Genomic DNA, 26,944 nt, shown 5'->3' on the forward strand with positions numbered 1-26,944 from the left:
CGGGTGGCAGCGCTATACAGGCTTGGGATCATCAGGGCGGACACACAGCGAATGGTTGCGACGCCGAAACAGCGTCATTTCAGACAGGGGTGGCTGGCGGGTTTCGTCGCTATACTGCTTTGCCTTGGCGTATCTGTGGCCCAGGCCGCCGAGACCAAAAGTCTCAAGGGCGTGGCGCTGATCATCGGCCAGTCGAAATACAAACACATCGCAGCCCTTGCCAACCCGGCCAACGACGCCCGCGACATGGCCAAGATGCTGACCGACCTCGGCTTCGACGCCCGCAACGTCACCGATCGCGATGCCGCCAAGCTGAAGCGCGATCTCGATCGGTTTGTCGAGGACGCCGAAGGCGCCGACGTCGCCTTCATCTATTATTCCGGCCACGGCATCGAGGCGGGCGGCGAGAATTATCTGGTGCCGGTCGATGCCGACGTCTCGTCGTTGAAAAATGCTGGTGAGGCGCTGGTGCCGATTTCAGCCGTCATGGACGAGCTGAAAAAGACCGTGCCGGTGACGATCGTGCTGCTTGACGCCTGCCGCACCAACCCGTTTCCGCCGGACGCGGTCGTGCGACGCGGGCCGACGGCTTCCGCCGAGCCTGTCGGCGCCGGCGGGCTGGAACCGGTGCGCGGCGCAAAAGCCCTCGCCGATGCCTCATTGGATAATGCCAGCCTGGGAACCGTGGTCGGCTTCGCCGCTGAGCCGGGCCGACCCGCACTTGATGGCGCCGCCGGCGAAAACAGCCCCTACGCCGCCGCCCTGCTGCGCCACCTCACCGCGATGAAAGGCACGGAATTCGGCTCGGTCATGCGCATGGTCACCGAGGAGGTCTATCTCGACACCAAGGCAAAGCAGCGCCCCTGGGTCAGCGAGAGTCTGCGTCGCCTGCTCTATTTCGGCGTCGCGCCGCCGGAACCGACCGGCGACGACGGGCTGATCACCGGTGAGCGGCGGCAATTGCTGCTGACCATTTCCGACCTGCCCGATCCCAAACGGGCTCAGGTGGAGTTGGCTTCTCTGCAGGACGGCGTGCCCCTTGACGCGCTCTACGGCGTGCTCAAGGCGCTCGGCACGGAAAAGATCCCTGAGGATCCCAACGACCTGCAGAAGGTGCTGGACAGCCAGGCCGAGCGTCTGAAGAAGATGATGGCCGAGCGCGCCGCATTACGCACCGACGATCCCGAGATCAGTCGCCTGGTCGCATCCGCCGACAAGGCCATAGGCCAGGGCGCCATGGTGACGGCGCGCAAATTCCTCGACGACGCGGTCGGCCGGATCGAGGAAAACAGCGGTGCGGTCGACGAGGCCGAGGACCTGCTCCGGCAAAAGCGCATCGCCGACGCCGCCATCTATGCCAAACGCGCCGACGCCGCCGCGCTGGTCTTCGACTACAAATCCGCCGCCAACGACTATGCCAAGGCGTATTCGTTGGTCGAGAAGTGGGACGAAAAGCTGCGCTGGAACTACAAGAACCAGGAGGCCGAGGCGTTGAACGCTCATGGCTACGCCACCGGCGACCTCGATGCGCTGCAGCACTCCATCGAGGCCTATCGCACCATCTTGAACTTCATCCCCAATGGCGAACAGAATCGCGACTGGGCAATCACCCGCAACAACATGGCGGTGGTGCTGCAGACCATTGGAGAGCGCGAAACCGAGACTGCGCATCTCGAAGAAGCAGCGGTGATTTTCCGCGATTCGCTGGTGGTGTTCGAGCGCGAGAAGGACGACCGCAACTGGGCCGCGGCGCAGAACAACCTGGCCAACGTGCTTCTGAAGATCGGCGAACGCGAGAGCGACCCGAAGCGTCTCAATGAAGCGGTGGCGGCGACGCGCGCCACCCTTGAGAAGCGTCCGCGCGACAAGCTGCCGTTGGACTGGGCCGGTTCGCAGAACAATCTAGGCCTCGCGCTCTATGCACTCTCCGAGCGTGAGCCTGCCGGCGAGCATCTCACCCAGGCCGAAGCAGCCTACCGGCTGGCGCTTGAGGAATACACACGCGAGAAAGCACCCGTGGAATGGGCGATGGTCGAGAACAATCTCGGCAACACGCTTGTAACGCTTGGCATCCAGCTCAACGACAAGGCGAAGATCAACGAGGCGGCCGACGCGTTTCGCGCCGCGCTGGAAGTGCGAACCCGCGAAACTTTCCCGGTGTCCTGGGCGACCAGCCGCCTCAACCTGGGCAATGCGCTGAGCGGTATCGCCCGCTTCGATATGGGCACGGCTACGCTCGAAGAAGCTGCTGCTGCCTATGACGACGCTCTGACGGTGTTTACCCGCAAGCGCTTCCCGATGGACTGGGCGTCAGCCCAGAACAATCTCGGCTCGATCTATCAGACGCTGGGCCAGCGCACGCGTGATGCGGCCAAGCTGGAACAGTCGGCGGCAGCCTTCCAGGCGGCACGGCAGGTCTATGTCAGGCGGAAGTTCCCGCAGGACTGGGCGATGAGCTACTACAATCTCGGCAACACGCTGCAGCTTCTCGGCGGCGTCACCGACAAGCCCGAGCATTACAGCGAGGCGGTCGACGCCTACGGCAATGCGTTGCGCGAGTACAAGCGCGAGACCAACCCGCGGCAATGGGCAATGGCCCAGGCCGGCCTGGGCTCGACGCTGCACTGGTTGAGCATGAGCAATGGCGATGCCAAGACGCTGCAGGATTCGATTGCGGCGCGGCGGGCAGCGCTCGAAATACTCACCATCGAGGCCGCGCCGGTCGACTGGGCCAACGCTCAAAATGGCATCGGTATGAGCCTGCTCAATCTCGGCAATCTCCAGCGGACCGACAAATATCTCAACGACGCCGAAGCGGCGTTCACGGCGGCGCTGAAGGTGTTTACGCGCGAAAGTCAGCCGCTGCAGTGGGCCTTCGAGCAGAACAATATCGGCGACGTCCACTGGAACCGCGCCAGCTATGGCGCGGGCAAGCCGGAATATCTCAAGGCGATCGAATTCTTCGAGAACGCCAAGCAGGGCTTCACCGAAGCCGGCTACACGATCCCTATCCCGCTCACCGATCAGAAGATCGAGCTGGCGAAGAAGCAAATGGCGAAAATGTGAAGCGAACCGAGGGTTCGCCTTTCGCTTGTCTTTGTGCCGGCTTTCCGATCCCTATATCAGAATGACCGGAGCGGCATCCGGCTCCCGGAAAGGTTTCGATGATTCGGTTTGTGCTGTCGCTGTTCCTGCTTGCTGTTCCCGCCGTCGCCCACGCGACCGACGCCGGCTGGGCGCTGCTGCGTGACGGCGGCCATGTCGTGCTGCTTCGCCATGCACTGGTCACCGGCACCACCGACCCCGCCAATTTCGTCATCGACAACTGCGCCACCCAGGTCAACCTATCGGCGCGCGGCAAGCAGCAGGCGAGCAAGATCGGCGCCTTGTTCGGCGCCCGCGCCGCCCCCATCGAGCGGGTGCTGTCCAGCCGCTATTGCCGCTGCCTCGACACTGCCCGCATCGCCTTCGAAGCGGAGCCGGAGCTCTTTGCGCCGCTAGACCTCCTGAGGAGCGATCCGACCGAGAAGGCCGCGCAGCTCGACGCGGTGATGAAGGAAATCCGCGCCTACACCGGTTCCGACAATCTGGTCATGGTCACGCATCTCGAAAACATCGTCGCGCTGACCGGCGTCTCGCCGCGCGAGGGCGAAGCGGTGGTGGTCGAGCCGCAGGGCGATGGCTTGCGCGTGCTCGGCCGCGTCACGTTCTGAGAAAGCCAGTGGTCAAGCTCCGCGAAAACTGAGCTGACGTAACGTCAACTGGGAGGGCCGCCGGCTTGTCGGGCTGCCCTTCTTGTCTTCACGGAAGGGCCATCCCATCTGCGCCCGGCGCATCAGGCCTTTTCCTGCCGGGAAAAACCGATTAGACAGCGCCCAAACCAGATGCGGACAGATTCCGCCCGCAACCGAAGGAAGAGCCCTTGTCCACCACGTTCGACAAAGTCGCCAAGATCATTGCCGACACCAGCGAGATCGATATCGACACCATCACTCCCGAGAGCCACACGATCGACGATCTCGGCATCGACAGTCTCGATTTCCTTGATATCGTCTTTGCCATCGACAAGGAATTCGGCATCAAGGTGCCGCTGGAAAAGTGGACCCAGGAAGTCAATGACGGCAAGGCTTCGACCGACGATTACTTCGTCATGAAGAACCTGTGCGCCAAGATCGACGCGCTGGTCGCCGCCAAGACCGCCTGATATCGGCTGGCGCGCGGCCTTGACGGGCTGCGCCGCCTGACCCACAAAGCCGCTCATGAGCAGCCGTCGCGACGTCGTCATCACCGGTATCGGCCTTGTCTCCTCGCTGGGAGAGGGTCCGGATACCCACTGGCAGAAGCTGGCGCAGCCCGGCTTGCAGCCGGTGCTCGAAGCCGCGCGCTTTGCGCCCTACACCGTGCATCCCCTGCCGGAGATCGACTGGAACCTGCAGATCGCCAAGCGCGGCGACCAGCGGCAGATGGAAACCTGGCAGAGGCTGGGCACCTATGCCGCCGGCATGGCGCTGGACGACGCCGGCATCAAGGGCAATGACGATCTCTGCACGACGATGGACATGGTGGTGGCCGCCGGCGGCGGCGAGCGGGACGAGGCGGTCGATGCCGCCATCCTCGCCGCGTCCGAGAGCCGCAACGACCGCGACGTGCTGCTCAACGAGAAACTGACCACCGAATTGCGGCCGACGCTTTTCCTGGCCCAGCTCTCCAATTTGCTCGCCGGCAACATCTCCATCGTCCACAAGGTGACGGGGTCGTCGAGGACCTTCATGGGCGAGGAAGGTGCCGGCGTCGCCGCCGTCGAGACCGCCGCCGCGCGCATCCGCTCCGGACAGTCGACGCACATACTGGTCGGCGGCGCCTTCCAGACCGAACATTCCGACATGCTGCTCGGCTATGAGCTGGCCGGTTATCTGCATCGCGGCCCATGGAAGCCGGTCTGGCAGAGACAGGGCGCCGAGGGCGGTGGCCTGGTCTCCGGCTCCGGCGGCGCGTTCCTGGTGCTGGAGCAGCGCGAACACGCGCAAAGCCGTGGGCGGAAAATCTATGCCGAGCTCGGACCGGTCGTCTCAGGCCGCGCCCGGCGCTCGCGCGGCGAGCTTGACGCCGAGATCGCGGCATTGCTCAAACAGGCGGCTCTCCCGAACGGCAAGTTGCTGGCCCTGTCGGGCGCATCCGGGGCGCATACCGCAACGTCAGCCGAAAAGTCAGCGCTGGATGCCAATCCGGCGATATCGGCGCGCGGCTTCGCCACGCTGACCGGGCATATGAAGGAAGCGCAGTTTCCATTCGCGGTCGCCCTCGCCGCCCTGGCCGTCGACCGCAAGGCCGCCTACCCCGTATTCGACGCCGCGGCCGAGAAGCCGTTCGAAGGCATTCCCGAAACCGTGCTCGCAACGGCGATCGGCTATCACCAATTCGAGGGCATGGCGCTGGTCAACGCTGCTTGAAGCAGCGCTGCGCGATCGTGCTGCAAAGTTAAGAGGTTCCGGATGGCCAATCTCAGAGATCACATGGGCAGGCCGATCGTCGCCGTCACCGGCATCGGCGTGGTAACGTCGCTCGGCATCGGCAAGGCCGATAACTGGGCGGCACTGACCTCCGGCAAATCGGGCATCCACCCGATCACCCGCTTTCCCGTCGACCACCTCAACACCCGCATCTCCGGCATGGTCGACTTCCTCGACTCAAGCTCGAAAGGCGCCAGCCTGCTGACCTACGAGCTGGCCGAAACCGCAGCGAAGGAGGCGGTGGCCGAATCCGGCCTCGATTCCTCTGATTTTGGCGGGCCTCTGTTCCTCGCCTCGCCGCCGGTCGAACTCGACTGGCAGGATCGCTTCGCGCTCTACAATTCCGACGGCAAAGGCGCCGGCGCCGAAAGGCTGCTCAGGGTGGCGCGCGGGCTGAAGGAAACAGATACGTTCGCAAGCACGCAGTTCGGCGCGATCGCCGACCGGCTGGCCGACCGCTTTGGCACGCGCGGCCTGCCGATCACGCTGTCGACGGCCTGCGCTTCGGGCGCCACCGCCATCCAGCTCGGCGTCGAGGCGATCCGGCGCGGCGAATGCGACCGGGCGCTGTCGATCGGCGCCGACGGTTCGGCAACCGCCGAGGCGCTGATCCGCTTTTCGCTGCTCTCGGCGCTGTCGACCCACAATGACATCCCGGAAAAGGCGTCAAAACCCTTCTCCAAGGACCGCGACGGCTTTGTGCTGGCCGAAGGCTCCGGCGCTCTGGTGTTGGAATCGCTTGAGGCGGCCCTTGCACGGGGCGCAAGCGTTCTCGGCATCCTGCGCGGCTGCGGTGAAAAGGCCGACGATTTCCATCGCACCCGTTCCAAGCCCGACGGTTCCCCGGCGATCGCAGCAGTGCGCGCCGCTCTTGCCGATGCCGGCTTGAGCAAGGACGAGATCGACTACGTCAACGCTCACGGCACCTCGACACCGGAAAACGACAAGATGGAGCATCTGTCGCTGTCGACCGTGTTCGGCGATCGCATCGGCTCGATGCCGGTCTCGTCCAACAAGTCGATGATCGGCCACACGCTGTCGGCGGCCGGCGCCGTCGAAGCGGCGTTTTCGCTGATGACCATGCGCGAAAGCGTCATTCCGCCGACCATCAACTACGACAATCCCGACCCGGCAATCGTGCTCGACGTGGTGCCCAACAAGAAGCGCAATGCCGAAGTCGGCACCGTGCTCTCGAACTCGTTCGGCTTCGGCGGCCAGAACACTTGCCTTGTCATGGCGCGGGAACCGGTCTAAGCGACCTTTTTCAGCCAGACTGAACTGACAGGCCCCATGCGCGCACTGCAACTTATCGAGGACCGCCGTCTTGAAACGGTGGACCTGCCGCCCCCGCCGCCCCCCGCATTGGGCGAAGTCACGCTGCGCATCAAGGCGGTGGCGCTGAACCATATCGACGTCTGGGGCTGGCGTGGCATGGCCTTTGCCAAGCGTAAGCTGCCGCTGGTCGTCGGCGCCGAAGCCTCCGGCGAGGTCGAAGCTGTCGGCCCCGGCGTCTCCAGCCTGCTGCCCGGACAATTGCTGTCGATCTACGGCGCGCGCACCTGCGGCCTTTGCCGCGCCTGCCGCGAAGGCCGCGACAATCTCTGCGAACATGTCTCGGGCGTCCACGGCTTCCATCTCGACGGCTTTGCCCAGGAGAAGATCAACCTGCCGGCGCGCCTGCTGGTCCCTGCTCCTCCCGGCGTGACCGATGTCGGCGCTGCCGTCGCCCCCGTCACCTTCGGCACCGTAGAGCACATGCTGTTCGACAATGCCAAGCTGCAGCCCGGCGAAACCATCCTCATCCATGCCGGCGGCTCCGGCATCGGCTCGGCGGCGATCCAGCTGGCCAAGCGCATGGGTTGCACCATCATCACCACGGTCGGTTCCAACGACAAGATCGACAAGGCCAAGGCGCTCGGCGCCGACCATGTCATCAACTACCGCGACGATCGTTTCGAAGGCGTCGTGCGCAAGCTCACCAGGAAGAAGGGCGTCGACGTCGTCTTCGAACATGTCGGCGCCGACACCTTTGCCGCCTCGATGCTTTGCCTCAAGCGCGGCGGCCGCCTCGTCACCTGCGGCTCGACCTCGGGCGTGTCGACGCAGATCAATCTGATGCAGCTGTTCCAGCAGCAGCTGAAGCTGCTCGGGTCCTTCGGCTGCCGCATGGAGAACATGGCCAACGCCATGCAGAAGATGGCGGCGGGACAGGTCGCACCTGTCATCGACACCGAAGTCGGCTTCGACGGCATCGACGCCGCGTTGAAGCGCATGGAAGGCCGCGACGTGTTCGGCAAGATCATCCTGCGCGTTTCTTAGGACTATGGTCGGCAAGGTGTTCAAGAAAGCCCGCCGGGACTTCATGTTCCGCTATGGCCGAAGACTGCGCCAGATGGAGCACTGGCTGGTGGCGCGCGTGGCGATGACGATCATCTCGCTGCTGCGCCTCCTGCCCGCGGACAGGGCGCTCAATTTCGCCGACCGCGCGGCCCGGCGCATCGGTCCGCGGGTCGGGCGCCACCGTGTCGCCATCGACAATCTGCGCCTTGCCTATCCCGAAAAGAGCGATGTCGAGATCGAGGCCATCGCCTCCGACATGTGGGGCAACATGGCCCGGCTCGCCGCCGAATACATCTTTCTTGACGCGCTCTTCGATTATGATCCGAAGGCAGCGACGCCCGGCCGCGTCGAAGTCGGTGGCGCCGATCATTTCCATCAGATAGCTGGCGAGGACAAACCGCATATCCTGTTCACCGGCCATCTCGGCAATTTCGAGCTGCTGCCCGTGGCAGCCGCGACGTTCGGCATGAAGATCACGGCGCTGTTTCGTCCGCCCAACAATCCTTACCTCGCCGATTATATCCATTCGACGCGGCGTTCGAGCATGGGCGCCTTGCTGCCGTCTTCGACCGGCGCCTCCTTCGCGCTGGCGTCGATTCTGGAGAAAGGCGGCAATATCGGCGTTTTAGTCGACCAGAAATTCTCCAGCGGGCTGGAGACGATCTTCTTTAACCGCCCATGCCAGAGCAATCCGGTTCTGGGCATGCTCGCCCGTCACTATGATTGCGACGTCTATCCGGCGCGATGTGTGCGGCTGCCTGGCAACCGCTTCCGCCTCGAGATCGAGGACAAGCTGACCTTGCCGCGCAATGAAAGCGGCAGCGTCGATGTCGCGGCCACCACCCAACTGCTCGCCGACGTGGTCGAGCGCTGGGTGCGCGAGGATCCGGGACAGTGGATGTGGTTCCACAAAAGGTGGGAAATCTCAGGCCGGCGTCGCCGCCGGCGTGGACAGGCCAACGCCACCGGCCAGCGGCAGCGTCAATCTTAAGTCGCCGATAGGCTCAGTTCGTAACAACGATCCGCGTATTGCCGAAGCCGACTTCGCGCACCATCGCATAGAACATCGCGGCATTGGCGGTGTGCAGCCGCACGCAGCCATGCGATGCCGGACGCCCTAGCTGCCTGACCGCGCCGGTGCCGTGGATGGCGTAGCCGCCATGGAAGAACACCGAGTAAGGCATTGGCGACATGTGGTATTTCTTCGAATACCACATCCGCGCCGTGCGTTGCGGCCGATAGGTGCCACGCGGCGTGAAATAGCCGCTGCGCGCGGTCGACACGCTCCAGCGATAAAGCACCTGGCCGTATTGGCTGACGGTCATGGTCTGCGACGAGACGTCGATGCTGGCCACCAGCGAGGCAGCCCTGCTTTCGATGGACGTGCCGAACAGCATCGCAGCAAAAGCAGCTGCCATGAGAACGATTTTAGTCATGAGATCAAACCCCTTTGATGCCCCTTGCCTGCCCTGTCATCACGCGGTTTTTCATCTTTTTAACGACAGGTGAGTGACCTAGCACACACTCCTTGATAAATTCGCCAATCTAAAGCAGCGAATTTGAACGATTTTCCCGCCATAGTTGCCGCTGCGACACGAAGTTTCGGCGCCAGTGGCGCGATGCTTGCAAAACCACCCCCTTGCCTGCTCAAATCCGGGAATGAGCGAACGACTCTTCAAAGCGATAGACGCCCGTGTTGATGACCTGGTCGCACTGACCGCCGACCTGATCCGCTTCCCGACCATCAACCCGCCCGGCGAAGCCTATCGCCCCTGCGCCGAATATATCGGTGCGCGCCTAGGCAGGCTTGGCTTCGAAACCGAATTCATCCGCGCCGAAGGCACGCCCGGCGACACCGACCGCTATCCCCGCGTCAATGTCGTCGCCCGCTTCGACGGCCGCTCGCCTGGGGCCTGCGTCCATTTCAACTCGCACATCGATGTGGTCGAAGCCGGCGAAGGCTGGAGCGTCGATCCCTTTGCCGGGGTGGTGAAGGACGGCAAGGTCTACGGCCGCGGCGCCTGCGACATGAAAGGGGGCATGGCCGCCTCGATCATCGCGGCGGAAGCCTTCATGGAGGTTTTCCCCGACTTTCCCGGCGCCATCGAAATCTCCGGCACCGTCGATGAAGAGTCCGGCGGCTTCGGCGGCGTCGCCCATTTGGCCAGGCTCGGCTATTTCTCGAAACCCAAGGTCGACCACGTCATCATCCCCGAGCCGCTGAACAAGGACCGCATCTGTCTTGGCCATCGCGGCGTCTGGTGGGCGGAGATCGAGACCAAGGGCGAGATCGCGCATGGCTCGATGCCGTTCCTCGGCGACAATGCCGTGCGCCACATGGGCGCCGTGCTGCAGGCCTTCGAGGATGAACTTTTTCCGGCGCTCGACCGCAAGGTGACGCGCATGCCTGTCGTGCCCGAAGGCGCAAAGCGCTCGACCATGAACATCAACTCGATCCATGGCGGCCAGACCGAGGATTTCCGCCCCGGCCTGCCCTCACCCAACGTGCCCGACGCTTGCCGGCTGACCATCGACCGCCGCTTCCTGCTCGAGGAGGACCTTGCCACGGTCAAGAGCGAGGTGACCGATATCCTCGACCGGCTGAAGCGCGAGCGCAAAAAGTTCGACTACGAGATTCGCGACCTGATGGAGGTGCTGCCGCTGATGACCGAGCGCGATGCGCCAGTGGTCAAGGCGGTGGCGCAAGGCATCATGGCGATCTTCGACCGCGAGCCGGATTATGTCATTTCACCAGGTACTTACGACCAGAAGCACATCGCCCGCATCGGCCACATCTATGATTGCATCGCCTATGGCCCGGGCATTTTGGACCTCGCCCACCGGCCCGACGAATGGGTCGGTATCTCTGACATGGTGGAGTCGGCCAAGGTGATGGCGATCGGGCTGAATGTGCTGCTTAGGGGCACGGCCGCGGACTGAACCATCGACTTCGCTGAAAAAACATTCCTCCCCGCGCCGCTGCAGAGCACGAAACGCAATTTACTCCACCTCGAAATCACGCTTCTATCGTACCAGGGTTCGAGCATTTGGGAGTTGCACGATGAAATTGTGGAAAACCATTCTTGCCGCCGCAGTGCTGGCACTGGCCGGCAGTCAGGCATTTGCCGCACGCACCGACCTGGTGATCGGCATTACGCTCGAGCCGCCACATCTCGATCCGACCGCCGGTGCTGCCGCGGCGATCGACGAAGTGCTCTACGCCAACGTCTTCGAGGGCCTGACCCGCATCGGCCCGAATGGCGAAGTGCTGCCCGACCTTGCCGAGAGCTGGGCCATTTCCGACGATGGCAAGGTCTACACCTTCAAGCTGCGCACCGGCGTCAAATTCCATGACGGCAGCGATTTCGACGCCGGCGACGTGAAGTTCTCCCTCGACCGCGCCCGTGCCGACAATTCCGTAAACGCGCAAAAGGCCTTGTTCGCCGCCATCGATACGGTCGAAGTCGTCGATCCGGCAACGGTCAAGGTGACGCTGAAGAACCCGCAAGGGTCGTTCCTTTACAATCTGGGCTGGGGCGACGCCGTGATCGTGGCGCCCGAGAGCGCCGACACCAACAAGGAAAAGCCCATCGGCACCGGCCCGTTCAAATTCCAGAGCTGGGCCAAGGGCTCGTCGATCACGCTGGTGAAATCGGACACTTACTGGGGCGCCCCGGTGTTCCTCGACAAGGCCGAGTTCCGCATCGTTCCCGACGCCGCCGCCGCCGTGCCGGCGCTGCTCTCCGGCGACATCCAGGCTTTCCCTTTCTTCGATCCCGACAGCGTCGCGCAGGTCAAGGACGATCCGCGCTTCAAGGTGGTGATCGGCTCGACCGAGGGCGAGACCATTCTGGCGATCAACAACAAGAAGCCGCCTTTCGACAAGCTCGAGGTGCGGCAGGCAATTGCCTTCGCGCTCGACCGCAAGGCGATCATCGACGGCGCCTCGGCCGGCCTCGGCGTGCCGATCGGCTCGCACATGTCGCCGGCCAGCAAGGCCTATGTCGACCTCACCGGCCTCTATCCGCACAATGTCGACAAGGCCAAGGAACTGCTGAAGCAGGCCGGCCTGGAGAACGGCTTCAAGGCGATGCTGAAACTGCCGCCGCCTTCCTATGCGCGGCTTGGCGGCGAGATCATCGCTTCGCAGCTGCGCGATGTCGGCATCGACCTGGAAATCATTCCGGTCGAATGGGCGCAGTGGCTGGACCAGGTGTTCACCAAGAAGGATTACGACCTGACCATCGTCTCCCACACCGAGCCCAACGACATCGATATCTACTCGCGCAAGGACTACTACTTCAACTACGACAACCCCGCCTTCGACAAGATCATCGCCGAGCTGAACCTCACCTCCGACGACGCCAAGCGCAACACGCTGCTCGGCGAAGCACAGAAGATCCTGGCCGACGACGCCGTGGTCGGCTTCCTCTATGAACTGCCGAAGGTCGGCGTCTGGGACGCCAAGCTGCAGGGCCTGTGGGAGAATGCGCCGATCCAGGCGAATGATCTGACCAAGGTGAAGTGGACGGATTGAGGCGGCGGGCCAAAGGGCGGCGTTTGCGCTCCGTCACACCCCCCTCTGCCCTGCCGGGCATCTCCCCCGCAAGGGGGGAGATCGGGCTCTCATCTCCGCTTTCGCCTATCGCGAACGTTGAACGCTGGTCGACGACACAGAACCTGCTGATCTCCCCCCTTGCGGGGGGTGAGGAGTGGTCCGCGCAGCGGACGGAAAGCCAACTGCTTGGCTTTCCGAACAACGAACGCCCGAAGCGACAGCGAAGGGCCGGGTCCGGCAGGACAGAGGGGGGTGGGGGGGAACTCGACTTTCAAGGCGCAGCCGCACCGGGCGCCCCTCCACCATGACCGCCTACCTCCTCAAACGCCTCGCCATCGCCATCGCAACCTTGATCCTGGCCTCGATGGTCGTCTTCGCCGTGCTAGAAATCCTGCCCGGCGATCCGGCGCGGCTGATGCTTGGCCTCAACGCCAGCGCCGAGCAGGTCGAACTCCTGCGCAACCAGATGGGCCTCAACGCGCCGCTTCTCCTGCGCTACCTCCACTGGGTCGGCGGTCTGCTCAGCCTCGATTTCGGCCGCTCCTACACTTATTCAGTGCCGGTCATCGACCTTGTCCGCGAGCGCATGGCGGTTTCCCTGCCGCTGGCGCTGATCGCGCTGGCGCTGTCCACCATCATTGCCATCCCGGTCGGGCTCTATTCCGCCAGCCGGCGCGGGCGGGCCGGCGATACGATCGCCATGGGCGCCGCCCAGCTCGGCGTTGCCATCCCGAACTTCTGGTTCGCGCTGATGCTGATCTACCTCTTTGCCGTCTGGCTGCGGCTGGTGCCGGCCGGCGGCTTTCCCGGCTGGAGCGCCGGCGCCTTGCCGGCGCTGAAATCGCTGCTGCTGCCGGCCATCGCCCTCGCTCTGCCGCAGGCGGCGATCCTGGCGCGCGTTGCCCGCTCGGCGCTGATCGAGGTGCTGAACGAGGACTATATCCGCACCGCCCGCGCCAAGGGCCTGCCTTACCGCGCCGTGCTATGGCGGCACGCGCTGCGCAACGCGATGATCCCGGTTCTGACCATTCTGGGCCTGCAATTCGCCTTCCTGCTCGCCGGCACCATCATCATCGAGAACGTCTTTTATCTCCCCGGCCTCGGACGGCTGGTGTTCCAGGCGATCACTCAGCGCGACCTGATCGTGGTGGAAAGCATCGTCATGCTGCTGGTCGTCGCCGTCATTGCGGTCAACCTCGTCGTCGACGTCTCCTACGCCATCGTCGATCCGCGCCTTCGAGGCCGGCAATGACGCTGCACATCGACATCCCGCAGGAGACGTTGGGCAGCATTCTGGCCAAGGCCTTCCGCAACCGCTCCTTCCTCATCGGCTTCGCCATCACGGTGCTGGTGGCTGCAATAGCGGTCATCTCCTACGTCTGGACGCCCTACGACGTGACCAAACTGGTGATCTCGGACAAGACGCTGGCGCCCTCTGCGGCGCACTGGTTCGGCACCGATCATTTCGGCCGCGACATCCTGTCGATGATCATGGTCGGCGCCCGCAACTCGATTGCCGTGGCGCTGGTCGCGGTCGGCATCGGCATGGGCGTCGGCGTGCCGCTCGGCGCCTTCGCCGCGGCGCGCGGCGGGTTGGTCGACGAGGCGCTGATGCGGCTGACCGACCTCGTCTTCGCCTTCCCGGCGCTGCTGTCGGCGATCATGATCACCGCCATCTTCGGACCGGGCGCAATCAACGCCATCATCGCCATCGGCATCTTCAACATCCCGGTGTTTGCGCGCGTCGCCCGCGCCGGCGCGCTGGCGATCTGGCCGCGCGAATTCATCCTCGCCGCCCGCGCCGCCGGCAAGAGCAAAGCGCAGATTACAACCGAGCACGTGCTGCCCAACATCGCCACGCTGCTTCTGGTGCAAGGCACCATCCAGTTCGCGCTTGGCATTTTGGCCGAAGCCGGCCTCTCCTATGTCGGCCTCGGCGCCCAGCCGCCAATGCCGAGCTGGGGCCGCATGCTGTTCGACGCTCAGACGCGCATGGTGGTGGCGCCTTGGATGGCCATCTTCCCCGGCATGGCCATCGTCGTCACGGTGCTTGGGCTCAATCTGCTCGGCGACGGCATCGCCGACATACTCGACCCGAAATCGCGGCGGCAGCGATGAGCCTGCTGCAGATGGAGAACCTGTCGCTGGCCATCGGCGACACGCCGATCCTGAAAGGGGTCGACCTCTCCGTCGCGCCCGGCGAGGTGATGGGGCTGGTCGGCGAATCCGGCTCGGGCAAATCGATGACGGCGCTGACCATCATGCAGCTTCTGCCGCATGCTGCGCGCGCCACCGGCCGCGTGACCTTCGACGGCATCGATATTCTGGCCGCAACCGAGGACCAGATGTGCGCGCTGCGCGGCGACGACATCGGCATGGTGTTCCAGGAACCTATGACGGCGCTTAACCCGGTCAAGACGATCGGCGAGCAGGTCGCTGAAGGCATACGCTGGCACACCAGGGCAAGCCGCGCGGAAGCCGAAGACCGGGCGCGCAAAATGCTCGACCGCGTCGGCCTGCCCGAGGCCAAATTCCCGCTGTCGCGCTATCCGCACGAACTGTCGGGCGGCCAGCGCCAGCGCGTCGTCATCGCCATTGCCTGCGCATTGAAACCCAAGCTGCTCATCGCCGACGAGCCGACCACGGCGCTCGACGTGGTGCTGCAGGCGCAGATCCTCGACCTCTTGCGCGGCCTTGTCAGCGAAAACCGCATGGGCCTGCTTCTGATCTCGCACGATCTCGCCGTCGTCACCGAAATGGCCGACCGCATCACCATCCTGCGTCATGGCGAGGTGATGGAAGCCGGCGACACCGCACGCACGCTATCGGAACAGCTGCATCCCTACACGCGCCAGCTGGCGCTGGCCTCCATGCACGTGCCCGCGCGCGCCAAGGTTCACGCCACCGGCCAGGGCAAACCGCTGCTTGAGGTCGAAGGCGTGACACGGGACTATCCGGGCCGGCGCACCTCCCTGTTCAAGTCAGCGGCTCCAATCCGCGCCGTCGACGACGTGTCCTTGTCGCTGGCGCCGGGCCAATCGGTGGCGCTGGTCGGCCGCTCCGGCTGCGGCAAGTCAACGCTTGCCCGCATGATCCTGGCGCTCGACAAATCGACATCGGGAACGATCCGCTTTCGCGGCGAGACCATCACCGGCAAAAGCGAGGCGGAGCTCAAAGCCGCGCGGCGCGACATGCAGGTGGTGTTCCAGGATCCCTACGGCTCTTTCGACCCGCGCCAGAAGGTCGAGAAACTGGTCGCCGAGCCGCTGCATGTACTGGAAAAGAAGCCGACACCGGCCGAGCGGCGCGAGATGGTGGCGCATGCGCTGCACGAGGTCGGCCTCGGCGTCAGCGACATGGACAAATATCCGCATGAGTTTTCCGGCGGCCAGCGCCAGCGCCTGTCGATCGCCCGCGCCATCATCACAAGGCCGAAGCTGGTCGTCGCCGACGAGCCGGTCTCGGCGCTCGACGTGTCGATCCGCGCCCAGATCCTCGATCTGTTCGCAGAGCTCAACCAGAAGCTCGGCATTGGCTATCTCTTCATCACTCACGATTTGACCGTCGCCCGCGCCATCACCGATGAGGTGCTGGTCATGCATGACGGCAGGATCGTCGAGCGCGGCAAGACCGGCGACGTGCTCGATCATCCGCAGTCGGAGGCGGCCAGGGCGCTGGTCGCGGCTGCGCCCGATCTGCATCGGGCGATCGCTCACCGTATGCAGGAACAGGGCTGAGCGACCGGTTCGCGGAGCGAATTCATCGTGCCAGTGGCACGATGAAAGGTCACGAACGCTGGGACGCTGCGAAGCAGCGGGGACCCGGCCGGGCGGCCGTTGCCCCTGGTCTGCCTCACTCCTCCGGCTTCACCACATCGACCGGGCTGATGTCGAGCAAATCGAGCGTGCGGCGCAACAGCCGCACTTCGCTCTCTGCCAGTTTGGAATCGGCTTTGGCGATCTCCGCCATGTGGAGCGCCAGCAACTTGCGCCGTTCGACATCGAGATCGCGGAACAGCGCAATGGCTTGCGAACCGTTGGTCTCGTAGCCGAAATCATTGAGATATTCGATGACCGCGTCGATGCTGGTTTCCGGGATGCCGAAGGCGTCCTTGCAGATGCGCCGGAAGGCGACCATCTCGCTCTCCGAAACCGAGCCGTCGGCCAGGATCATGCGAAACAGCATCAAGAGTTCCGCCGACAGCACCGGGTCGTCGGCAACCTTGCGCACGCCGGGGTCACCATCGAAGATCGAGCGTATCTGGTCGAGCAATGCCATCGCCAACAGTATCCCTTTTCCGAGTCCGCCCAGTGCACATGACCCAAAATTGCCCAGCGGTATTGGGATAATGACATGCACCACAGGAAATCCAAGCGCAACGCGCTTGGATGGACGTAGCGCGGAATCGGCCTTGCGCAAACCAGATGGCCATGAGAAGGCGCGGCATCACCTTTCCCGCCGGAATGTTCAGAAATCCCGATGCTCGACCTCGCTACCCACACCGTCATCATGCTTGCCTTCGCCGCCTTTGCAGCCGGCTTTGTCGATTCGATAGCCGGCGGCGGCGGGCTGATCACCATCCCGGCCCTGCTGCTTGCCGGATTCCCGCCGGTCGCAGCACTTGGAACCAACAAGCTGCAGGGCATTTTCGGCACCGCTTCGGCGACCATCCACTATGCCAGGAATGGCCATGTCGATCTGCGTCGACAGCTGCCATCGGCGCTTCTGGCCCTTACCGGCAGTGCCGTCGGCGCCTTGCTGGCGGCATTCGTGCCAGGTGATCTCCTGCGGGCGCTGCTGCCGCTGCTTTTGATCGCCATCGCGATCTACTTCGCCGTGAAACCCAACATGAACGATGTCGACCGCGCCGAGCGCCTGTCGCCCTTCCTGTTCGGGCTGATCATCGCCCCTTTGGTCGGCTTCTATGACGGGCTGTTCGGGCCGGGAGCCGGCTCCTTCTATATGCTGGCCTTCGTCAGCCTTGCCGGCTTCGGCGTGCTCAAGGCGACGGCACACACCAAGCTGCTCAATTTCGCCTCCAACATTGGCGGCTTCATCGTCTTTGCCATCGCCGGCGTCGTCTACTGGAAGATCGGGCTGATGATGGGCGTCGCCCAGTTCCTCGGCGCCCGGCTCGGCGCCAGCCTTGCCATCCGCATCGGCGCCCGGCTGATCAAGCCGCTGCTGGTGATCATCTGCCTGGCGCTGGCGGTGAAGCTGCTGGCCGACCCGGCGAACCCATTGCGCCAGCTGATTGGTGTATAAGCCTCACGCCTGATAGGATGCCGTTGTACGAATCATGTTGGAGGGACCACACATGAATCTTAGTGCACCCACTCAGCTTGTTTTCATCATATCCCTAGTCATCGCCATCATCGGCGTGCTCGCCGCGCTTGGCGTTCTTGCGTTCATTCCTCTGGCTGCGGTGTGGATTGTCCTCATCGCATACATTGTGCTTGCCGCCGCCTGCCTGATGCGCGGCGCCTAGGCACCCGAGACTTCTGCAATTCGAAGCGCCCGGTCAAAAGCCGGGCGCTTTTGCTTTGGATGCATGGTCCGTTAGGCTCTTCCGCGGAAGGATGGCCATGAAGCGAAGCGGACGCGCAGACCCGAGGATGGCGAAACGGTGGACGGCCCTACCTTGCTAACCCAAAAATCGCATCGCACTCAAGATGGCGCTCCAGCTCGGTGGCGATCTCGTCCAGCGCTTTTTCCACGTCCGCGCGATAGTCGATGCCGCCGCCTTTCACGCCGAGGCTTTCCAGGAATCTCGCCCGGAAAGCGTCGGCGGAAAACAGGCCGTGCAGATAGGTGCCAAAAACCTTGCCATCGGCGGAAATGGCACCGTCGTCGATGCCGTCGATCACAGCCGACGGCCGCGCCATGTCCGGCCCGGTGGTGCGGCCGAGATGGATTTCGTAACCTTCAAGCGCCAGTCCAAACGGCACCGAGCGGGCGCTGACATTGCGCACCGTCTTTTCCGGTTCCATCACCGTCTCGATGTCGAGCAGACCAAGACCTTCCGCCTCGGTGACGCTGCCCTCGATGCCATCGGGATCGCGCACCAGGCGGCCGAGCATCTGGAAGCCGCCGCAAATGCCGACGATATGGCCGCCGCGTTTGCGGTGCGCGAGGAGATCGCGATCCCAGCCATTCTCGCGGAATTTCATGAGATCCCCGATCGTCGATTTGGAACCGGGAATGACCACCAGGCCGGCATCCTCCGGCAAGCGCTGCCCCGGCGGCACGAACACCACTTCGACCTGCGGCTCGGCCTTGAGCGGGTCGAGGTCGTCGAAATTGGCGATGCGGCCAAGCATCGGCACGGCGACCTTCAACGCCCGCTTCTCGCCCGATGCCAGGCGTTCGAGCACGACCGAATCCTCCGAAGGCAATCGCGCCGCCGCCTTCAGCCACGGCACGACGCCAAAGCAGCGCCAGCCGGTGAAGCTTTCGATCGACCGGATGCCGTCGTCGAACAGCGAGACATCGCCGCGGAACTTGTTGATGAGGTAGCCGACGATCATGCGCCTGTCTTCCTCCGGCAGGATCAGATGCGTGCCGGCGACCGAAGCGATGACGCCACCGCGGTCGATGTCGCCGACCAGGATGACCGGCACGTCGGCGCGCGTGGCAAAGCCCATATTGGCGATGTCGCGGCTGCGCAGGTTGATTTCGGCCGGCGATCCGGCGCCCTCGACGACGACCAGATCGGCGCCCTCACCGACCTTCGTCCAGGACTCCAGCACGGCGTCCATCAGCCCCGCTTTCATTGTCTGGTAGTCGCGCGCACGCGCCTCGCCGAACACCTTGCCCTGCACGATCACCTGCGAACCGATGTCGCTCTGGGGTTTGAGCAGCACCGGATTCATATGCACGGTCGGCTGAACACCACACGCCAGCGCTTGCAGCCATTGCCCACGGCCAATCTCGCCGCCGCTTTCGTCACCCGCAATGTCGGCGACGGCGGCGTTGTTCGACATATTCTGCGGCTTGAACGGCCTGACCTTCAGCCCGCGATTCTTCGCCGCGCGGCAGAGCCCCGCCACCAGCACCGTCTTGCCGACATCCGAACCCGTGCCTTGCAGCATGATCGCCTTGGCCATGCTCAGCCCCTGCCCTGCGCGCCGGAAACGGTCGACTTCTGCGACAGCGGCCCGCCGCGCCAGATGTAGAGCGCCAGCAACGCTTCGCTGCCGGTGCGCATGGCATGGCTGACATTGGAGGCGTGATGGATAATTTCGCCCGCCTGGCGGGTGTGAAAGCCGCCTTCGCCCATGCGCCACTCGGTGCCGCCGGTCAGCGGAATGTAGATCTCCTCGGCAATGTGATGATGGTCGGGATAGGTGATGCCGGGCCCCAGGATCAGCAATCCGGCCGCGACCTCTTCATTGGCGAAATGGCCGCGCGTGCCAAACACCTCCAGCCAGCCGTATTTTTGCAAGAACGCTTCACCAAAATCGCTCGCGTTGTAGGTCTGCCCCCAGCACAGATCGTCACGACGCTCCGCCAGCAGTCGCACCAGGGGCTGCGGGTCCGGCGGCGCCAGTTCGACAATGCGGTCGAGCAGACCAAGGCAAGGCAGCGGATGCGCTTCGAGCACGCGCGCCGTCATATTCCAGCCGATCCGGGTCACGGCGTCCCGCACCAGCGCGTTGTCCACGCCCCGGAGATAGGCATGGAAGCGGTCGAGCAATTCGTCGAAATATGTCGGCACGCAATGCTCCGTTGATCCATTCATGCACAGCGGCTGCGCGGCGAGCCGGGTTGCGCGGCGGCATCATTGGTCTAGATTGAGCGGCGCGCAAAGCCAAAAACAACAGGCCAGCAAGCCAACCCCAGCTGGGGAAACATAGGGAGCACGCCATGGACGCCGCGGTCGATGCGAGCACCAGTCAGTTCGAACTCAATGAGGAGCAGCGCGCCATCCAGGAGATGGCACAGGCCTTCGCCGCCGATCGCGTTGCGCCCAATGCGCTCGAATGGGACCGGGCAAGACACTTTCCCGCCGATGTAATCCGCGAGACCGGCCCGCTCGGCCTCGGCGGCATCTATGTCAGGGACGATGTCGGCGGCTCGGCGCTCGGCCGGCTCGACGCCGTGCTGATCTTCGAGGCACTGTCGCACGCCGATCCGGCGTTTTCCTCCTTCATCTCGATCCACAATATGGCGGCGTCGATGATCGACCGCTTCGGCGACGACGAGCAGCGCCAACGCTTCCTGCCGAAGCTGACCTCGATGGAATGGCTGGCGAGCTACTGCCTGACCGAGCCGGGCTCAGGCTCGGATGCCGCGGCGCTGAAGACGCGCGCGGTGAAGAGCGGCGACGACTATGTGCTCAACGGCGCCAAGCAGTTCATCTCCGGGGCCGGCGACAGCGACCTCTATGTCGTCATGGCGCGCACCGGCGCCGACGGGCCGAAGGGCATTTCCACCTTCGTCGTGCCGAAGGATGCGCCCGGCCTGTCCTTCGGCGCCAACGAGCACAAGATGGGCTGGCACATGCAGTCGACCCGCCAGGTGATCTTCGAGGACTGCAAGGTGCCGGCTGCAAACCTGCTGTCGGGGGAAGGCGCAGGTTTCGGCATCGCCATGGCCGGCCTTGACGGCGGCCGCCTCAACATTGCGGCATGCTCGCTCGGCGGCGCGCAATCGGCGCTCGACAAGGCTTTGGCCTATACGGGCGAACGCAAAGCCTTCGGCTCGAAGATCAACCAGTTCCAGGCGCTGCAGTTCCGGCTGGCCGACATGGAAACCGAACTGCAGGCGGCACGCATTTTCCTCTATGCTGCCGCCTCGAAGCTAGACCGCAAGGCGCCGGACGCCGGCAAATGGTCGGCGATGGCCAAGCGCTTCGTCACCGACATCGGCTTCAACGTCGCCAACGAGGCGCTGCAGCTGCATGGCGGTTATGGCTATCTTCATGATTACGGTATCGAAAAACTGGTGCGCGACCTGCGCGTCCACCAGATCCTCGAAGGCACCAACGAGATCATGCGCGTCATCATCGCGCGGGCGTTGATTGGACGGCAGTAGGCAGTAGGCAGTAGGCAGTAGGCAAAGGATGACCGGCAAGATCAACTCGTACAAGGATCTTATCGTATGGCAGCAGGCGATGGATCTGGCTGTCAGCACCTACTCATTGACCAAGACATGGCCCAAAGAGGAATTGTATGGGCTGACCAGCCAAATCCGCCGTTCAGCAACCTCTATCCCTGCAAACATCGCGGAAGGCTATGGCCGAGACAACCGAGGCTCCTATCAGCAATTTCTCAGGATAGCCCAAGGCTCGCTGAAGGAGTTCGAGACACACCTCCAAATCGCTCAACGCATTGGCGTTGCCACGCATGGGCAAGCTGAGCACCTGCTTCTGGCGGCCGAGGCCATCGGAAAGATGCTTCGCCAACTTATTATCAAACTCGCACCCGAATAGGTCGCCCTACTGCCTACTGCCTACTGCCTACTGCCTACTGCCTACTCATCATGGAGCACCGCTATGACCACCATCGCCTTCATTGGTCTCGGAAATATGGGCAATCCGATGGCTGCCAATCTCGTCAAGGCGGGGCACGCGGTGCACGGCTTTGACCTGATGCCGGAAAACCTCACCGTCGCCCGCGAGCATGGCGTCATTGTCACGGCGAATGCCGTGGCGGCGGTGAAGGACGCCGATGTCGTGATCACCATGCTTCCCGCCGGCAAGCACGTGCTCTCGGTCTACGAGGACATCGCACCCAAGGCCAAACCAGGCGCCCTGTTCATTGATTCCTCGACCATCGATGTCGAGTCGGCCCGCAAGGCGCATGCCGTAGCAAGGAAGCACGGGCTGCATTCGATCGACGCCCCCGTCTCCGGCGGCACCGGCGGTGCTGCTGCGGGAACGCTGACCTTCATGGCCGGCGGCGCCAAGGATGCCTTCGCCAAGGCCGAACCGGTCCTGAAGCCGATGGCAGGCCGCATCGTCCATTGCGGCGACGACGGCGCCGGTCAGGCAGCCAAAATCTGCAATAACATGATGCTCGGCATTTCGATGATCGGCGTCGCAGAGGCCTTCGTGCTGGCCGAAAAGCTCGGCCTCTCGCATCAGGCCCTGTTCGACGTTGCCTCGACCTCGTCGGGCCAGTGCTGGTCGCTGACCACCTATTGCCCGGTGCCGGGTCCCGTGCCGGCCTCACCCGCCAACCGCGACTACAAACCGGGCTTTGCCGCAGCACTCATGCTGAAGGACCTGAAACTGGCGCAGGAGGCGGCCCAAAGCGCCGGCGCGGTGACGCCAATGGGGGCCGAAGCGGCCCAGCTTTATGCGCTGTTCAACGCCCAGGGAAATGGCGGATCGGATTTTTCCGGCATCATAAATTTCCTTCGCGGCAGTTCTCTATAAGTTTCGAATTTGGCAGCGCTTTTCTCGATTTTTATTGCGCGGAAAAATTGCAAATTTAGATTTGCTTAAGCTCTCGATAACCCGGCGGTAACGATGTGCCTATATAACGGATGGCGAGGCGGACATATCGCATCCGCCCGGCGCTCCGGATCAGGTCTCGCGTACCGGAGCCCGTAAGTTTCGCAAGTGTATTGTTGGCGAAATGCCATGCGTATCTGGCAAAGCCGCGTTCCTATGGAGCGCGGTTTTTGCGTTTTGCAGTACTATACTGCTCGGTCTGAATTATTATTCCGATTGCAGCGTTCGGAATTGCCTCATGGCCTTCATTGACCAGCACGATCGGTGCGCTGACCCCGTCGACCCTGACGATAAGCAGGCGCACAGTCCGGGCGCCCTGTTTGCAAGGCGCCCGGCGCTCGTTCCATCTACTTCTTGCGCAAATCCGCTTGCGCCAGATCCAGCGCTTTGGCGATGCGATCGCAAGCCATGTCGATCGTCGCGCGGGTCCAGATCAGCGGCGGCGACAGGATCATCGTGTCGCCGGTGGCGCGCAGCATCAGGCCTTGCGCGATGGCGTGGTCGCGGACGGTGACGGCGGCACTGCCCGCCGGCAGGAAGCGCTCCTTGGTCGCCTTGTCCTTGACGATCTCGATCGCGCCCATCAGCCCGATCGATCGCACCTCGCCGACCAGTTCGTGGCCGGCAATGCGCTCTTGCAGCGCCTGGGCGAAGTAAGGTCCGGTGTCGTTCCTGACCCTGTCGACCAGGCCTTCGCGCTCCATGATCTCGAGATTCTTCAGCGCCACCGCGCAGGCCACCGGGTGACCCGAATAGGTATAGCCGTGGTAGAATTCGCCGCCCTTTTCGACCAGCGTCGCCGCGATACGGTCGCCGACCAGCAGCGCCGACAGCGGCTGATAGCCCGAGGTCAGTGCCTTGGCCGTGGTGATGGTGTCGGCCTCGACGCCGAAGGTCTGCGCCGCAAACCATTCGCCGGTGCGGCCATAGCCGGTGATGACCTCGTCCAGCATCAAAAGCACATCGTATTTGCGGCAGATGCGCTGCACTTCCGGCCAATAGCTCATCGGCGGTATTTTCACCCCGCCCGCGCCCATCACCGGCTCGCCGATGAAGGCCGCCACCTTGTCGGCACCGGCTTCGAGGATGGCGTCCTCGACGGCCTTGGCCGCGCGCAGGCCGAAATCATGGTCGCTTTCGCCAGGCAGCGCCAACTCATAAGCATAGGGCATCATGACATGGACGATGTTGGGAACCGCCCCGCCGAGCTGCTTGTGCATCAAATCCATGCCGCCCAGCGACGTCCCGGCGACGGTCGAGCCGTGATAGGCCGACTTGCGCGAGATGATGCGGTTCTTCTCCGGCTTGCCTTCCAGCACCCAATAGTGGCGCACGAGCCGCAGTGCCGTGTCGTTGGCCTCCGAGCCGGAGGAGCCGTAGAAAACCTGGCTGATGCCCTTGGGCGCCAGCTCGGCCAGCTTCTTCGACAGCAGCACGGGCGTCGGCGTCGAGCATTTGAAGAAGGAATTGTAGTAGGGCAATTCCTTCATCTGCGCGTAAGCGGCGTCGGCCAGCTCGTCGCGGCCATAGCCGACATTGACGCACCACAGCCCGGCCATGCCGTCGAGTATTTCGGTGCCGTCGGCATCGTAGATGAACGGGCCGTTGGCGTGGGTGATGATGCGCGAGCCGGTCTCGCGCAATTCCTTGTGGTCGGTGAAGGGATGCAGATGATGCGCGGCGTCAATCTGCTGAAGCTGCTTCAGCGAATAGTTCTGGTAAGTCATGGGTTTGCTCTTTCCTCTGGAATCAAACCGGCAAGCTGCCGGGGCGACTTCGTCAGAGGACGGCGGGCGGCGAATAGCCGATGCGAGCGCACAGCCTGAGCAGTTCGGCGCGCAGCGTGCGCGGCGACGGTGTCACCGCGACCCCGAAGGCGCCGGATGTGCTCATGTAGACCATGGCGGCAGTCTATGCCGCCCGAGGCCCGGAATTCAAGCGGTGCCGCTCAATACCCTTTGCAGGAACACGTATTTCATGGCGGTTTGCGCCGCTTGCGGCCGGCGGTCGCCGCGCCCGCCATGGCCGCCTTCCGTCTCCTCGAAGAACAACGTCTTGCCGTGACCTGCTTCCTGCAGCTTCGCCGCCATCTTGCGGGCATGGCCGGGATGGACGCGGTCGTCGGCGGTTGATGTCGTGAGCAGCACCGGGGGATAGACGGCATCGGCCGAGACATGATGGTACGGCGAATAGGCGGCGAGCCACTTGGCTTCTTCCGGTTTTGCCGGATCGCCATATTCGCCGATCCACGAGGCGCCTGGCGGCAGTTCGGTGTAGCGCAGCATGTCGAGCAGCGGCACCTCGATGATGACGGCGCCGAACAGTTCGGGATGCTGCGTCAGGGAAACGCCGGTAAGCAGGCCGCCATTCGAGCCGCCCTGGATGCCGAGGGAAGCAGCCGTGGCGATGCCGCGCCTGACGACGTCCTGCGCCACCGCGGCGAAATCGTCGAAGGCAGTCTGGCGATTGCCCTTCAGCGCCGCCTGGTGCCAGGCCGGCCCAAACTCACCGCCACCGCGGATGCAGGCCTGCACATAGGCATTGCCCTTCTCCAGCCACAGCCTGCCGCGCACGCCGGCATAGCCGGGCAGCAGCGGTATTTCGAAGCCGCCATAACCATAGAGAAGCGTCGGTACCGGACCCTTCTGGTCGCGCCGCCTGACGACGAAATACGGGATCATGGTGCCGTCCTTCGAGCGCGCCTCGAACTGTTCGGAGACCAGCGGCGCGGCGTCGAACCGCGCCGGCTGCGATTTCACGGTGGCCAGCGTCACCCCGTTATCGTCCGACCAGATGATCGAACTCGGCGTCAGGAAATCGGTGAAGGAGAAGGAGACGCTGGAACCGAAATGCTCGGCATGCGCGATGCCGACATTGCCGTTCTCGGGCAGCGCCACCGGCTTCAGCGACCAGCGGTCGCCGCTGCGCTGGGCGACGATGACCTTGCCGCGCACATTGTCCATCAGGTTGATGAACAGCCGGTCCTGCGTGCGGGCAATGCCGGCGATCGACACGCGATGCGCCGGCTGAAGCATGGTTTCGACAGGACCCAGTTCGCCGGTGTCGATCCAGCGTTCGAAATCCAGGGAATAGAGGCCGTCCGGCAGGCATTCGGTGCCATCCGGCGCCGTCCACGGGCTGCGCACGCCGAACACAAACCGACCCTTGAACAGGGTGCTGTCGGTGACATCGTCCGGCAACGGGATGCGGCGGTTTTCGCCCGACGGCAGGCGCAGAAAACTGTGCGAGGAGAAGAAGGCGATCGTGCGGGCCAGAAACAAATACTGCCTGTCGCCATCATGCTCGACCCCCGCGCCGGCCGCGAGATCCTGCTTCTCGGCCTCGAAGATCGGCGTCGCCTCCTCCAACCGGGTGCCGCGCTTCCACAGCTTGACGACGCGCGGATAACCGGACTGGGTCTTGTCGTCTTCATCGAAGGCAGCCGAGACAATGACCGTGTCCTTGTCCAGCCAGGAAAAGCCGGATTTCGAGGCGGGAGCGCGGAAGCCGCCCTCGATGAAGGATTTGGTCTCGATGTCGAATTCGCGCATCTCGCTGGCATCGCCGCCATCCGGCGACATCGCCACCAGGCTAAGGTTGAAATCGGGGTAAAGGCGGCTGGCGCCGCTGAACACCCACTTCACCCCCTCCTTGGCCGACAGCACGTCGAAGTCGATGATCGTCTCCCACACAGGCTTCTCGGTCTTGTAGGAAGCAACCGTCGTGCGGCGCCAGAGGCCGAGCACATTGGTCTTGTCCTGCCAGAAATTATAGACTTGACCGTTGAGCGCGGCACCGACCGCAATGTTGTCCTCGGCCGTCATCAGGTCGAGCGCCGTCTCGAACGCCGCCTGGTAGGACGGATCGCCCTGCAGTTCGGCCATGGTGATCTCGTTCCGGCGATGCACCCAGTCGAGCGATTCCTTGCTGGTCCGGTCCTCCAACCAGAGGAACTTGTCCTCCGCGGTGGCATCCGTCTGGCGTTTTGTCGTCGATTGGGTCACGCATGGTCTCCAGGCTAGTGGCGGGCAGCCCTGCCTACATCGCGTTGCAAGCGGTTTTATTCAAGATGGTACG

The 26,944-nt window shown here is 63.6% G+C and carries 24 protein-coding genes; 17 read left to right on the forward strand and 7 right to left on the reverse strand.

The window, feature by feature from the left end:
- The first annotated feature begins 51 nt into the window (after positions 1-51).
- The 7 genes from NKJ88_RS25055 to NKJ88_RS25085 all read left to right on the forward strand — a co-directional run bounded on the left by NKJ88_RS25055 (position 52) and on the right by NKJ88_RS25085 (position 8,841).
- On the forward strand, positions 52-3,066 hold the full coding sequence (locus NKJ88_RS25055; protein WP_352445969.1) for a caspase family protein: 3,015 nt from the start codon (positions 52-54) through the stop codon (positions 3,064-3,066).
- A gap of 98 nt (positions 3,067-3,164) precedes the next feature.
- Positions 3,165-3,713: a histidine phosphatase family protein gene (locus tag NKJ88_RS25060; protein WP_023670442.1), complete on the forward strand. Its 549-nt coding sequence runs from the start codon at positions 3,165-3,167 to the stop codon at positions 3,711-3,713.
- Between the two features lie 209 nt (positions 3,714-3,922).
- Positions 3,923-4,204: an acyl carrier protein gene (locus NKJ88_RS25065; RefSeq protein WP_010909964.1), complete on the forward strand. Its 282-nt coding sequence runs from the start codon at positions 3,923-3,925 to the stop codon at positions 4,202-4,204.
- Positions 4,205-4,259: 55 nt separating this feature from the next.
- A complete protein-coding gene (locus tag NKJ88_RS25070) occupies positions 4,260-5,450 on the forward strand; it encodes a beta-ketoacyl-ACP synthase (RefSeq protein ID WP_352445971.1) in 1,191 nt (396 codons plus the stop codon).
- A 42-nt stretch (positions 5,451-5,492) separates the two neighbouring features.
- Positions 5,493-6,764 carry a beta-ketoacyl-ACP synthase gene (locus NKJ88_RS25075; protein ID WP_023700301.1) on the forward strand — a complete coding sequence of 424 codons (1,272 nt, stop codon included), beginning with the start codon at positions 5,493-5,495 and terminating at the stop codon, positions 6,762-6,764.
- Positions 6,765-6,800: 36 nt separating this feature from the next.
- A complete protein-coding gene (locus NKJ88_RS25080; protein ID WP_023815478.1) occupies positions 6,801-7,829 on the forward strand; it encodes a zinc-binding dehydrogenase in 1,029 nt (342 codons plus the stop codon).
- Between the two features lie 4 nt (positions 7,830-7,833).
- Positions 7,834-8,841, forward strand: coding sequence for a lipid A biosynthesis lauroyl acyltransferase (locus NKJ88_RS25085; RefSeq protein ID WP_031199047.1), 1,008 nt, complete (start codon positions 7,834-7,836; stop codon positions 8,839-8,841).
- 13 nt (positions 8,842-8,854) lie between these two features.
- On the opposite strand, the gene NKJ88_RS25090 is transcribed toward NKJ88_RS25085, so the two are convergent.
- Positions 8,855-9,286, reverse strand: a complete 432-nt coding sequence (locus tag NKJ88_RS25090) for a L,D-transpeptidase (protein ID WP_023681747.1) — start codon at positions 9,284-9,286, stop codon at positions 8,855-8,857.
- A 223-nt stretch (positions 9,287-9,509) separates the two neighbouring features.
- Between NKJ88_RS25090 and NKJ88_RS25095 the strand changes: the two genes are divergently transcribed.
- The 5 genes from NKJ88_RS25095 (at position 9,510) to NKJ88_RS25115 (ending at position 16,145) form a co-directional block, all read left to right on the forward strand.
- Positions 9,510-10,790: an acetylornithine deacetylase/succinyl-diaminopimelate desuccinylase family protein gene (locus tag NKJ88_RS25095; protein ID WP_023751595.1), complete on the forward strand. Its 1,281-nt coding sequence runs from the start codon at positions 9,510-9,512 to the stop codon at positions 10,788-10,790.
- Positions 10,791-10,911: 121 nt separating this feature from the next.
- Complete coding sequence (locus NKJ88_RS25100) at positions 10,912-12,387, forward strand: ABC transporter substrate-binding protein (protein ID WP_352445974.1); 1,476 nt, start codon at positions 10,912-10,914, stop codon at positions 12,385-12,387.
- A gap of 325 nt (positions 12,388-12,712) precedes the next feature.
- Positions 12,713-13,660 carry an ABC transporter permease gene (locus tag NKJ88_RS25105; protein WP_352445976.1) on the forward strand — a complete coding sequence of 316 codons (948 nt, stop codon included), beginning with the start codon at positions 12,713-12,715 and terminating at the stop codon, positions 13,658-13,660.
- Positions 13,657-14,526, forward strand: a complete 870-nt coding sequence (locus NKJ88_RS25110) for an ABC transporter permease (protein ID WP_023706066.1) — start codon at positions 13,657-13,659, stop codon at positions 14,524-14,526. Before NKJ88_RS25105 ends, NKJ88_RS25110 begins: the two co-directional genes overlap by 4 nt.
- On the forward strand, positions 14,523-16,145 hold the full coding sequence (locus tag NKJ88_RS25115) for an ABC transporter ATP-binding protein (RefSeq protein WP_023710756.1): 1,623 nt from the start codon (positions 14,523-14,525) through the stop codon (positions 16,143-16,145). The genes NKJ88_RS25110 and NKJ88_RS25115 overlap by 4 nt, the downstream gene beginning before the upstream one ends.
- 115 nt (positions 16,146-16,260) lie before the next feature.
- On the opposite strand, the gene NKJ88_RS25120 is transcribed toward NKJ88_RS25115, so the two are convergent.
- Positions 16,261-16,692 (reverse strand): TerB family tellurite resistance protein, encoded by a 432-nt coding sequence (locus NKJ88_RS25120; protein WP_023688142.1) that lies wholly within the window; start codon positions 16,690-16,692, stop codon positions 16,261-16,263.
- A gap of 195 nt (positions 16,693-16,887) precedes the next feature.
- On the opposite strand from NKJ88_RS25120, the gene NKJ88_RS25125 reads away from it, so the two are divergent.
- Both NKJ88_RS25125 and NKJ88_RS25130 read left to right on the forward strand, forming a co-directional pair.
- Positions 16,888-17,673 carry a TSUP family transporter gene (locus NKJ88_RS25125; RefSeq protein WP_023823063.1) on the forward strand — a complete coding sequence of 262 codons (786 nt, stop codon included), beginning with the start codon at positions 16,888-16,890 and terminating at the stop codon, positions 17,671-17,673.
- A gap of 52 nt (positions 17,674-17,725) precedes the next feature.
- Complete coding sequence (locus NKJ88_RS25130) at positions 17,726-17,896, forward strand: hypothetical protein (RefSeq protein ID WP_023670429.1); 171 nt, start codon at positions 17,726-17,728, stop codon at positions 17,894-17,896.
- A 148-nt stretch (positions 17,897-18,044) separates the two neighbouring features.
- Here NKJ88_RS25130 and NKJ88_RS25135 read toward each other — a convergent pair whose 3' ends face one another.
- Both NKJ88_RS25135 and NKJ88_RS25140 read right to left on the reverse strand, forming a co-directional pair.
- Positions 18,045-19,514 carry a cobyric acid synthase gene (locus tag NKJ88_RS25135; protein ID WP_352445979.1) on the reverse strand — a complete coding sequence of 490 codons (1,470 nt, stop codon included), beginning with the start codon at positions 19,512-19,514 and terminating at the stop codon, positions 18,045-18,047.
- Between the two features lie 2 nt (positions 19,515-19,516).
- The gene (locus NKJ88_RS25140; protein ID WP_352445981.1) at positions 19,517-20,125 is read right to left on the reverse strand and encodes a dimethylsulfonioproprionate lyase family protein; all 609 of its coding nucleotides are present in this window, start codon (positions 20,123-20,125) and stop codon (positions 19,517-19,519) included.
- A gap of 149 nt (positions 20,126-20,274) precedes the next feature.
- Between NKJ88_RS25140 and NKJ88_RS25145 the strand changes: the two genes are divergently transcribed.
- The 3 genes from NKJ88_RS25145 (at position 20,275) to mmsB (ending at position 22,789) form a co-directional block, all read left to right on the forward strand.
- On the forward strand, positions 20,275-21,444 hold the full coding sequence (locus NKJ88_RS25145; protein WP_023744727.1) for an isobutyryl-CoA dehydrogenase: 1,170 nt from the start codon (positions 20,275-20,277) through the stop codon (positions 21,442-21,444).
- Between the two features lie 28 nt (positions 21,445-21,472).
- On the forward strand, positions 21,473-21,841 hold the full coding sequence (locus tag NKJ88_RS25150) for a four helix bundle protein (RefSeq protein ID WP_023691031.1): 369 nt from the start codon (positions 21,473-21,475) through the stop codon (positions 21,839-21,841).
- Positions 21,842-21,904: 63 nt separating this feature from the next.
- Positions 21,905-22,789 carry a 3-hydroxyisobutyrate dehydrogenase gene (mmsB, locus tag NKJ88_RS25155; protein WP_023805455.1) on the forward strand — a complete coding sequence of 295 codons (885 nt, stop codon included), beginning with the start codon at positions 21,905-21,907 and terminating at the stop codon, positions 22,787-22,789.
- 425 nt (positions 22,790-23,214) lie between these two features.
- Here mmsB and NKJ88_RS25160 read toward each other — a convergent pair whose 3' ends face one another.
- The 3 genes from NKJ88_RS25160 to NKJ88_RS25170 are packed head-to-tail and all read right to left on the reverse strand — an operon-like array spanning position 23,215 to position 26,871.
- The gene (locus NKJ88_RS25160; protein ID WP_023670423.1) at positions 23,215-24,594 is read right to left on the reverse strand and encodes an aspartate aminotransferase family protein; all 1,380 of its coding nucleotides are present in this window, start codon (positions 24,592-24,594) and stop codon (positions 23,215-23,217) included.
- A 52-nt stretch (positions 24,595-24,646) separates the two neighbouring features.
- A complete protein-coding gene (locus tag NKJ88_RS25165) occupies positions 24,647-24,760 on the reverse strand; it encodes a capsid protein (protein ID WP_245265757.1) in 114 nt (37 codons plus the stop codon).
- A 41-nt stretch (positions 24,761-24,801) separates the two neighbouring features.
- Positions 24,802-26,871, reverse strand: coding sequence for a prolyl oligopeptidase family serine peptidase (locus NKJ88_RS25170; protein WP_352445984.1), 2,070 nt, complete (start codon positions 26,869-26,871; stop codon positions 24,802-24,804).
- Positions 26,872-26,944: the final 73 nt, after the last annotated feature.

The sequence above is a fragment of the Mesorhizobium sp. M0016 genome, assembly GCF_040324035.1.
GTDB lineage: Bacteria > Pseudomonadota > Alphaproteobacteria > Rhizobiales > Rhizobiaceae > Mesorhizobium.

What these genes read in the sequence shown, in the direction of transcription:
- NKJ88_RS25090 (WP_023681747.1), bottom strand. Translation starts at nt 9,286, where the DNA reads ATGACTAAAATCGTTCTCATGGCAGCTGCTTTTGCTGCGATGCTGTTC.
- NKJ88_RS25145 (WP_023744727.1), top strand. Translation starts at nt 20,275, where the DNA reads ATGGACGCCGCGGTCGATGCGAGCACCAGTCAGTTCGAACTCAATGAG.
- NKJ88_RS25125 (WP_023823063.1), top strand. Translation starts at nt 16,888, where the DNA reads ATGCTCGACCTCGCTACCCACACCGTCATCATGCTTGCCTTCGCCGCC.
- NKJ88_RS25165 (WP_245265757.1), bottom strand. Translation starts at nt 24,760, where the DNA reads ATGAGCACATCCGGCGCCTTCGGGGTCGCGGTGACACCGTCGCCGCGC.
- NKJ88_RS25060 (WP_023670442.1), top strand. Translation starts at nt 3,165, where the DNA reads ATGATTCGGTTTGTGCTGTCGCTGTTCCTGCTTGCTGTTCCCGCCGTC.
- NKJ88_RS25055 (WP_352445969.1), top strand. Translation starts at nt 52, where the DNA reads ATGGTTGCGACGCCGAAACAGCGTCATTTCAGACAGGGGTGGCTGGCG.
- NKJ88_RS25085 (WP_031199047.1), top strand. Translation starts at nt 7,834, where the DNA reads ATGGTCGGCAAGGTGTTCAAGAAAGCCCGCCGGGACTTCATGTTCCGC.
- NKJ88_RS25100 (WP_352445974.1), top strand. Translation starts at nt 10,912, where the DNA reads ATGAAATTGTGGAAAACCATTCTTGCCGCCGCAGTGCTGGCACTGGCC.
- NKJ88_RS25115 (WP_023710756.1), top strand. Translation starts at nt 14,523, where the DNA reads ATGAGCCTGCTGCAGATGGAGAACCTGTCGCTGGCCATCGGCGACACG.
- NKJ88_RS25110 (WP_023706066.1), top strand. Translation starts at nt 13,657, where the DNA reads ATGACGCTGCACATCGACATCCCGCAGGAGACGTTGGGCAGCATTCTG.
- NKJ88_RS25080 (WP_023815478.1), top strand. Translation starts at nt 6,801, where the DNA reads ATGCGCGCACTGCAACTTATCGAGGACCGCCGTCTTGAAACGGTGGAC.
- NKJ88_RS25070 (WP_352445971.1), top strand. Translation starts at nt 4,260, where the DNA reads ATGAGCAGCCGTCGCGACGTCGTCATCACCGGTATCGGCCTTGTCTCC.
- NKJ88_RS25130 (WP_023670429.1), top strand. Translation starts at nt 17,726, where the DNA reads ATGAATCTTAGTGCACCCACTCAGCTTGTTTTCATCATATCCCTAGTC.
- NKJ88_RS25150 (WP_023691031.1), top strand. Translation starts at nt 21,473, where the DNA reads ATGACCGGCAAGATCAACTCGTACAAGGATCTTATCGTATGGCAGCAG.
- NKJ88_RS25095 (WP_023751595.1), top strand. Translation starts at nt 9,510, where the DNA reads ATGAGCGAACGACTCTTCAAAGCGATAGACGCCCGTGTTGATGACCTG.
- NKJ88_RS25160 (WP_023670423.1), bottom strand. Translation starts at nt 24,594, where the DNA reads ATGACTTACCAGAACTATTCGCTGAAGCAGCTTCAGCAGATTGACGCC.
- NKJ88_RS25105 (WP_352445976.1), top strand. Translation starts at nt 12,713, where the DNA reads ATGACCGCCTACCTCCTCAAACGCCTCGCCATCGCCATCGCAACCTTG.
- NKJ88_RS25075 (WP_023700301.1), top strand. Translation starts at nt 5,493, where the DNA reads ATGGCCAATCTCAGAGATCACATGGGCAGGCCGATCGTCGCCGTCACC.
- NKJ88_RS25135 (WP_352445979.1), bottom strand. Translation starts at nt 19,514, where the DNA reads ATGGCCAAGGCGATCATGCTGCAAGGCACGGGTTCGGATGTCGGCAAG.
- mmsB (WP_023805455.1), top strand. Translation starts at nt 21,905, where the DNA reads ATGACCACCATCGCCTTCATTGGTCTCGGAAATATGGGCAATCCGATG.